Raw genomic sequence first — 7787 nt, forward strand, 5'->3', positions numbered from 1 at the left:
CCCCCCCCCCCCCCCCCCCCCCCCCCCCCCCCCCCCCCCCCCCCCCCCCCCCCCCCCCCCCCCCCCCCCCCCCCCCCCCCCCCCCCCCCCCCGCCGCCGTCTCCGGCCGCCCCGGAAACCGCGGGACGGGGGCTCCGGAAGCGTGTGACGCGCCCGGGACGACCCCGCACCGCCTGTGGGATCGGCCACAGGCCACCGCTCGCCGGCACCCCCGCACGCGGGGCGCACGCGCCGCCCGCGCGGTTCGTACGCCCAACCCGCGTACGCCTCCTGACGACGCGCCCGCAACCCCGCCGATCGGCCGAAACCCACTGGGCGCCCCGCGCTCCGGCACCCGTGCCCGCCCCCGGCCCGTCGACGCCGGGCGGTGCCCGTGGATAGGGTCGGACCCCATGGCTGGCAGAGCGCCGGGCACACCGCCCCAGACGACTGCGACGAGGCCCGGCGCCGCCCCGGCGTCCGAGTCCGTGACGGCCCGGTTGCGCAAGAGGGTCCGCCGGGTCCGCCGAAGGCTGCGCACGGCCGGTGTGGACTACTTCCGCGGCGGCGCCGCCGACTGGCCGGTGCTCTGCGCGCTCGCCCTGCTCGTGCCGCTGCTGATCCTGCTCAACATCTGGATGCCCGACTGGGCCCCGCCCACCTCCCTGGTCCTGCCGATCCTGGCCGGTGCCCTGCTGCTGCGCCCCGGCAGCCTGGTCGTGCTCTACGCGCTGGCCGCGCTCGGCCTCTCCTCCGAGTCCGTGATCCACACCGGCCAGCGGGTCGCCAGCGACAACCCCGAGGCCTACCTCTACGGCGTGACCCCGGGCGCGGCCCTGGTGGTCGGCGCCGCCGGGGTGGGTGGCCTGCTGCTCGCCCAGTTCCGGGCCCGGGTCGGTGTGCCCTGGTGGGGCGGCTCCACCATGCTGTTCGACCTGCGCGAGCGGCTGCGGGTGCAGAGCCGGGTGCCCGAGTTGCCGGACGGCTGGCACGCGGACATGGCGCTGCGCCCGGCCGGCGGCCAGTCCTTCTCCGGGGACTTCGTGGTCGCCGCGCGCACCGGCCCCGGCCAGCGGCTGCTGGAGGTGGTCCTCGCGGACGTCTCCGGCAAGGGCATGGACGCCGGCTCCCGGGCGCTGCTGCTCTCCGGCGCCTTCGGCGGCCTGGTCGGCTCGCTGCCCGCGCACGACTTCCTGCCCGCCGCCAACGGCTACCTGCTGCGCCAGTCCTGGGAGGAGGGCTTCGCCACCGCCGTCCACCTGGTGCTGGACCTGGACACCGGCGAGTACGAACTGCTCTCGGCCGGGCACCTGCCGGGCATGCAGCGGCTGGCCGGGGAGGGTCGCTGGGAGGTCAAGCAGGCCGAGGGTCCGCTGCTCGGGATCTACGACGGCGCCAAGTTCGACGGCGTGCGCGGCCGGCTGAACCGCGGCGACGTGCTGATGCTGTGCACCGACGGCATGGTCGAGGCGCCGGGCCGGGACCTCACGGAGGGCATGGACCGGCTGATGGGGGAGGCGGACCGGCTGGTGCCCGGCGGCGGACCCGGCACGGGCACCGGCGCCGCGGCCGCGTTGATCGAGACGGTCGCCCGGGACATCAACGACGACCGCGCCGTGCTGCTGCTCTGGCGGGACTGACACCCGTCCCGGGGCACATGCCGAGGGCGCCCGCCGCTGTCAAGCCTGGCAGCTGATCTTCAGCCAAATCGGACGGCCCGTCGACTGACCGGACCAGTGGCTTCCGCTACCCGCCCCCGACCGTTTTCCGGCCGCTCAGCCCGGCCCCGCCGACGATTCGTCAGGATGGCTCCGCTATCGTCCCGGTCGGCGGAAAGTCGTCTCGCGCCGCAGGATATCGGCGTTGGACTGACTTTCAGACCTTTACGCAATCGGCACGGTCGACCACACTGAGTCCGGGCGGGACTGTTCAGGATTCGGGGGATGGGGGGCGTCACGTGCGGCACGACAGACAGCGGTCGACTGTGGGCTCCCTCGCCGGCGGCGTGCCGGACGGTCCGCGATTCCGCCTCGGGACCGTCGGACAGGCCGGGGTCCGGCTTTCGCAGGTGCCGCCGGGCGGTGGCACCCCGCTATGAAAACGAGGAAGTGAGTCCGGGTGGCACTCTCCGTCTCCGCACTGGTCCTGTTCGCGATCCTGTGCATCATCTTCATCCGCAACAAGCAGATGAAGATCCCGCACGCGATCGTCGCCGCCCTGTTCGGCTTCATGCTGCACGAGACCACGGTCGCGGGCTCCATCAACTCGCTGCTGGCCAACCTGGCGCACAGCATCTCCGGCATCACCGGCGGCTGATCCGGCCGGGCCGACCACCGGCGTCGGCACGCCCGGAGACGATCGGGCGAGCCACCGTCACCGGCCGGCCCGTCTGGCTTCCCGCCAGCGAGCGAACAGTCCCCGGGGGCGTGCCGCCGCCGGGGCCGGGACACGCCTCGGTGCGGGTGTCAGGGCACCCGCCGACGTGTGCTGCCCCGCTGCCGTGGGCTCGGCCGCCAGCAGGACGAACAGCCGCGCCCAGCAAAGCCGTTCACCCCGGGGCCAGTCCAGCGCGCGCAGTGCCGCCGACGCCGCCTCCGACACCTCGCCGCCCACCCGGACCTCGGCGACGTCGTCCCCCGCCTTCCCGCCCAGGAAGAGCTTGACGCCCACCGGCCCCGGGCCGGTCAACTCCGCGCGCAGCGCGGGCGCCAGCGCGGGCAGCACCCGGTGCTCGGCCAGCCAGCCCGCCAGGTGCTCGTTGCCGAAGCCGAACACCGCGGCCGGCCCCTGCGCCGCGCGCCAGCCCGGGAGTCCGGGCAGGTCCGGACGGTCGGCGTGCCCCCCGCGGCCGTCCGCGAACCCGACCAGCACCGAGGCGGTGGTGGTCGCCCACATCTTCACCGCGTTGGCGAGCTTCTCCTCCTCGGTCTGGCCGAGGCCGGCCGCGCAGTCCCACACCACCGGGGCGTCCGCCCGGCCCAGGTGCAGCACGAAGCCGAGGTCCACGTGCCCGGCGCCGTCGTCCCCGGGGTGCTCGCGGACCGCCACCGCCGTGGTGCCGGGGCCGCGGACCACTTCGCCGTCCGGGCGGAACACCTGGCCCAGTCGCGCCATCTCCCGGACCACACAGCGCTGAATGACGGCCAGTCGCTCCTGCGGATGCACCGGGACTCCTCCACCTCGGGGAGCGCGGCGGTTGGGGTCGCGCTCGAACTGCGCTCGAACGCGCCGAGGCTATCGGCCCGACCGCCCACCGGGAAACCGCGCGGACCCCGCGGTCCTCCGGTCGCGGAAATATCCTTTATGCCCCACTTTGGGCAGCGGAACCTGAAGGCCGTCCGCCCGGAGGACCCGCATGCCCCGCACCACCGCCCCGCCGCCACCCGTCCTCCTCGCCCCCGGGCCGGCGCCGTCCGGCCCCGCGGGCTCCGGGCTGGTCGCCGAGATCGAGGCCTACCTCGCCTCGCTGCCCGCCCCCGCGCGCACCCCGGTGCCGTACGTCTGCCCGTACGGCAGCACCCCGCGGCCCTGGCAGGCCGGCCACCCCGAGCCCAGGGCCACCCTGCTCGACCGGGCGCTGGGCCGGCCCGCCCGCCCCGTCCCGGTCAGCGCGGCCGACCACCTCAGGCTCGCCTCCCGCTACATCGGGGCGCATGGCTGGCTCCAGGGCGCGATGTGGGACGAGGCCGGCCGGGTCTGCCTGCTGGGCGCGCAGGCCGCCGTCCTGGCGCACGGCTACGGCACCCCGGTCACCGTGCGCACCGCCCGGGTCCAGCTGATGGAGGTGCTGCACGCCACCGGCCGCCCGGCGCGTTCCCCGGACGAGTACAACGACCGCCCCACCACCCGGGAGGGCGACGTCCACCAGCTGCTGGACCGGGCCGCCGCCCGGGCCGCCCGGCTCGGGCTCTGAACGCGATCCGGGCTTCGGGCGCCCGCCCGGCCCGGAAACGCCGACGGCCCCGGTGTGCTGGGCACACCGGGGCCGGACCGGAGAGCGGGCGACGAGAATCGAACTCGCGTGACTAGTTTGGAAGACTAGGGCTCTACCATTGAGCTACGCCCGCACGACGCTCCCAGCCGTCACCGGCCGGAAGTTCGGGGGACAGCCTACCTGGTCCGGGCGCCCGAGTGCACACCCCATCGCGCACGCCTCCCCTGCGCGCCCGCGCGGTTCGGGCGCGTCGCGCCCGTGCGGAACAAGCTGAACAACTCGGCGAGCCGTGCAGGCCCGGCGTGTACGCTTCCTCTCGGCACCACGGGGTGTGGCGCAGTTTGGTAGCGCGTCCGCTTTGGGAGCGGAAGGCCGTCGGTTCGAATCCGGTCACCCCGACAGTGCGGCAGGGTCTCGCCCACCGGGGCGGGGCCCTGTTCTGTATCGGAGCTGCAAGACGACGGTACGGTGGCGTCTGGCGTCCGCCTTTCGTGGTACCGGTAGGATGGGGCGCTGGCGGTAGTCCCTGTGGCGTCCACCCAGGTCAACCGCACGAGGGCGAGGAGTCAAGCTCACCGTCCACCCCACGGGAGATGCAGCTCCAACCGCCCATCGCCCGTCTCGTCCGACCCCTTCCGGCTCCGGCCGGGTGACGGGGACGGGCGGAGACAACCTGACCGCAAGCCCATAGGAGACCTAACCGTGAAGAGCGCCGTCGAGACTCTGAACCCGACCCGGGTTCGACTCACCGTCGAGGTGCCCTTCGAGGAGCTCAAGCCCAGCCTCGACGCGGCGTACAAGAAGATCAACCAGCAGGTCTCGGTCCCGGGCTTCCGCAAGGGCAAGATCCCGAACCGGGTCATCGACCAGCGCTTCGGCCGTGGTGCCGTGCTGGAGGAGGCCGTCAACGACGCCCTGCCGCGCTTCTACACGCAGGCCGTCGACGAGGGCAAGATCGAGGTCCTCGGCCAGCCCGACATCACCAACATCGAGGGTGTCGAGACGATCGCCGATGGCGGTGACCTCAAGTTCACCGCCGAGGTGGACGTCCGTCCGGAGATCACCCTGCCGGAGTTCTCCTCCATCGAGGTGGCCGTCGACCCGATCGCCGTCTCCGACGAGGACATCGAGAAGTCGCTGGAGCAGCTGCGCGAGCGCTTCTCCTCGGTCAAGGACGTCGAGCGCGCCGCCACGGCCGACGACATCGTGGTCGTGGACCTCGTCGCCAAGGTCGACGGCGAGGTGCCGGAGGACGGCACCGCCAACGGCGTCAGCTACGAGATCGGCTCGGGCCGCCTGATCGACGGCATCGACGAGGCCGTCATCGGCCTGTCGGCCGGCGACGAGAAGACCTTCGAGACCGAGCTCAAGGGTGGCACCCAGGCGGGCAAGACCTCCGAGGTCACCGTCACCGTCACCGCCGTCCAGGAGAAGGAGCTGCCCGAGCTGGACGACGAGTTCGCCCAGCTGGCCAGCGAGTTCGACACCCTGGAGGACCTGCGCGCCGACTCCCGCAAGCGCCTCGAGCGCATGAAGGAGTACGACCAGGCCACCCAGGCCCAGGAGAAGGTCCTGGACGCGCTGCTCGCCCTGGTTGAGATCGAGTACCCCGAGAAGCTCCTCAAGGACGAGGTCGAGACCCGCAAGCACAACGTGGAGCACCACCAGCTCCAGCCGATGGGCCTCACCCTCGACGCCTTCCTGGAGACCCAGGGCAAGACCCGCGAGGAGTGGGACGCGGAGATCGAGGAGCAGGCGAAGAAGGGCATCAAGACCCAGTTCGTCCTGGACCAGATCGTCGCCAACGAGGAGCTGGGTGTTAACCAGGAGGAGCTGACCGAGCACCTCATCCGCCGCGCCGCCGGCTCGGGCCTCACCCCGGACCAGTTCGCCCAGCAGGTCGTCCAGGGCGGCCAGGTTCCGCTGCTGGTCGGCGAGGTCGCCCGCGGCAAGGCGCTGGCCACCGTGGTCGAGGCCGCCAAGGTCGTCGACACCGAGGGCAACGAGATCAACTTCGACGACGAGGACGAGTCGGCCGAGGCCACCGAGGAGACCGCCGCCGAGGAGAAGACCGAGGCCTGAGCGCCCCGGTAGCCCCTCCAGGCTGCAGCGGGCCCGGACGCCGTACGGTGTCCGGGCCCGCTGTCGTCCCACCCCGCGGCCGCCACGACCCTGCGCTCACAGCGAACAGTTCTGCGTGAGGGATTCTGCGGCCCGGCCTGCGCGTTAGGGTCCTTGGACAGCAACAATCACGACGTGATACCCGGAAGCTGTGCGACACCGTGACGGCCGTGGAGCGACCGTCCAAACCGACTGAGCAGGTGGCTAAGTGACGTTCCCGCAGATGCAGATGCCTGGCCCGATGGCGCCGCACGCCGCCGCTGGTGACGTGCTCGGCGGCCTTGGCGACCAGGTCTACAACCGGCTGCTCAACGAGCGGATCATCTTCCTCGGCCAGGCGGTCGACGACGACATCGCCAACAAGATCACCGCGCAGCTGCTGCTGCTGGCCGCGGACCCGGACAAGGACATCTTCCTCTACATCAACTCCCCGGGCGGCTCGATCTCGGCCGGCATGGCGATCTACGACACCATGCAGTACATCAAGAACGACGTCGTCACCATCGCGATGGGCATGGCGGCCTCGATGGGCCAGTTCCTGCTGACCGCGGGCGCCCCGGGCAAGCGCTTCTCGCTGCCCAACTCGACCATCCTGATGCACCAGCCCTCCGCCGGCCTCGGCGGCTCCGCCACCGACATCCGCATCCAGGCCGAGCAGCTGCTCCGCACCAAGAAGCGGATGTCCGAGCTGATCGCGCACCACAGCGGCCAGTCCTTCGACCAGATCACCGCCGACTCCGACCGCGACCGCTGGTTCACCCCGGAGGAGGCCCTGGAGTACGGCCTCATCGACGCGATCATGCACAGCGCCGCGGACGTCCCCGGTGGCGGCGGCACGGGCGCTGCCTGAGCCTCGGCCCGGCCCGCGACACCACAGCCCCAACGCCCCGGAGGACAAGGACCCCCATGAACATCCCCAGCCTGTCGGCCGCCCAGGCCCGCGTCGAGGACATGCGCGCCGAGGGCCGCTACATCGTCCCGCGCTTCGTCGAGCGCACCACGCAGGGCATCCGCGAGTACGACCCGTACGCCAAGCTGTTCGAGGAGCGCATCATCTTCCTCGGCTCGCAGGTCGACGACGTCTCGGCGAACGACATCATGGCGCAGCTGCTGTGCCTGGAGTCGATGGACCCGGACCGCGAGATCCAGATGTACATCAACTCGCCCGGCGGCTCGTTCACGGCCCTGACGGCCATCTACGACACCATGCAGTACGTGAAGCCGGACATCACCACGGTCTGCATGGGCCAGGCGGCCTCCGCCGCGGCCGTGCTGCTCGCCGCCGGCACCCCCGGCAAGCGGATGGCGCTGCCGAACGCCCGCATCCTGATCCACCAGCCGTACACCGAGACCGGCCGCGGCCAGGTGTCCGACCTGGAGATCCAGGCCAAGGAGATCTTCCGGATGCGCGAGCAGCTGGAGGAGATGCTCTCCAAGCACTCCAACCGGTCGGCGGAGCAGGTGCGCGACGACATCGAGCGCGACAAGATCCTCACCGCCGAGGAGGCCGTCGAGTACGGCCTGGTCGACCAGATCATCTCCACCCGCAAGACCTCGCTGACCTCCTGAGGTCGGCTCCCTCCCGGCCCGCGAGCGGGTCGGGAGGGGCGCGTCGGGGGGGGGGGGGGGGCCCCCGGGGGGCCCCCCCCCCCCCCCCCCCCCGGGGCGGGCGGCCGGCGCGGGTGGGGGGTATATAATCCACCCCGGGGCGGGGCCGCCGCGCGTCGGGAACGACCAAAACGCCCCCCCCCGG

Annotated in this window: 7 protein-coding genes and 2 tRNA genes; 7 read left to right on the top strand and 2 right to left on the bottom strand. The window is 72.6% G+C overall.

Annotated elements, in window-relative coordinates; translation table 11 throughout:
* The first annotated feature begins 392 nt into the window (after positions 1-392).
* Positions 393-1619, top strand: coding sequence for a PP2C family protein-serine/threonine phosphatase (locus ACGF0D_RS43615; protein ID WP_392884321.1), 1227 nt, complete (start codon positions 393-395; stop codon positions 1617-1619).
* A 478-nt stretch (positions 1620-2097) separates the two neighbouring features.
* A complete protein-coding gene (locus ACGF0D_RS43620) occupies positions 2098-2295 on the top strand; it encodes a hypothetical protein (RefSeq protein WP_359914825.1) in 198 nt (65 codons plus the stop codon).
* A gap of 57 nt (positions 2296-2352) precedes the next feature.
* Here the strand turns inward: ACGF0D_RS43620 and ACGF0D_RS43625 are convergent, their stop codons facing one another.
* A complete protein-coding gene (locus ACGF0D_RS43625; protein ID WP_392926061.1) occupies positions 2353-3144 on the bottom strand; it encodes a DUF6348 family protein in 792 nt (263 codons plus the stop codon).
* A gap of 190 nt (positions 3145-3334) precedes the next feature.
* On the opposite strand from ACGF0D_RS43625, the gene ACGF0D_RS43630 reads away from it, so the two are divergent.
* On the top strand, positions 3335-3892 hold the full coding sequence (locus tag ACGF0D_RS43630) for a hypothetical protein (RefSeq protein ID WP_392884319.1): 558 nt from the start codon (positions 3335-3337) through the stop codon (positions 3890-3892).
* 83 nt (positions 3893-3975) lie between these two features.
* Here the strand turns inward: ACGF0D_RS43630 and ACGF0D_RS43635 are convergent.
* Positions 3976-4046, bottom strand: a tRNA-Gly gene (locus ACGF0D_RS43635).
* 192 nt (positions 4047-4238) lie between these two features.
* Here ACGF0D_RS43635 and ACGF0D_RS43640 point away from each other — a divergent pair.
* The 4 genes from ACGF0D_RS43640 to ACGF0D_RS43655 all read left to right on the top strand — a co-directional run bounded on the left by ACGF0D_RS43640 (position 4239) and on the right by ACGF0D_RS43655 (position 7603).
* Positions 4239-4312, top strand: a tRNA-Pro gene (locus tag ACGF0D_RS43640).
* Positions 4313-4615: 303 nt separating this feature from the next.
* Positions 4616-5995, top strand: coding sequence for a trigger factor (tig, locus tag ACGF0D_RS43645; protein ID WP_392926063.1), 1380 nt, complete (start codon positions 4616-4618; stop codon positions 5993-5995).
* A 268-nt stretch (positions 5996-6263) separates the two neighbouring features.
* Positions 6264-6884, top strand: a complete 621-nt coding sequence (locus tag ACGF0D_RS43650; RefSeq protein ID WP_392884367.1) for an ATP-dependent Clp protease proteolytic subunit — start codon at positions 6264-6266, stop codon at positions 6882-6884.
* Between the two features lie 56 nt (positions 6885-6940).
* Positions 6941-7603 carry an ATP-dependent Clp protease proteolytic subunit gene (locus ACGF0D_RS43655; protein ID WP_392884317.1) on the top strand — a complete coding sequence of 221 codons (663 nt, stop codon included), beginning with the start codon at positions 6941-6943 and terminating at the stop codon, positions 7601-7603.
* Positions 7604-7787 lie beyond the last annotated feature (184 nt).

This window comes from Kitasatospora sp. NPDC048298, from assembly GCF_043201465.1.
In the GTDB taxonomy this organism is placed as follows: Bacteria; Actinomycetota; Actinomycetes; order Streptomycetales; family Streptomycetaceae; genus Kitasatospora.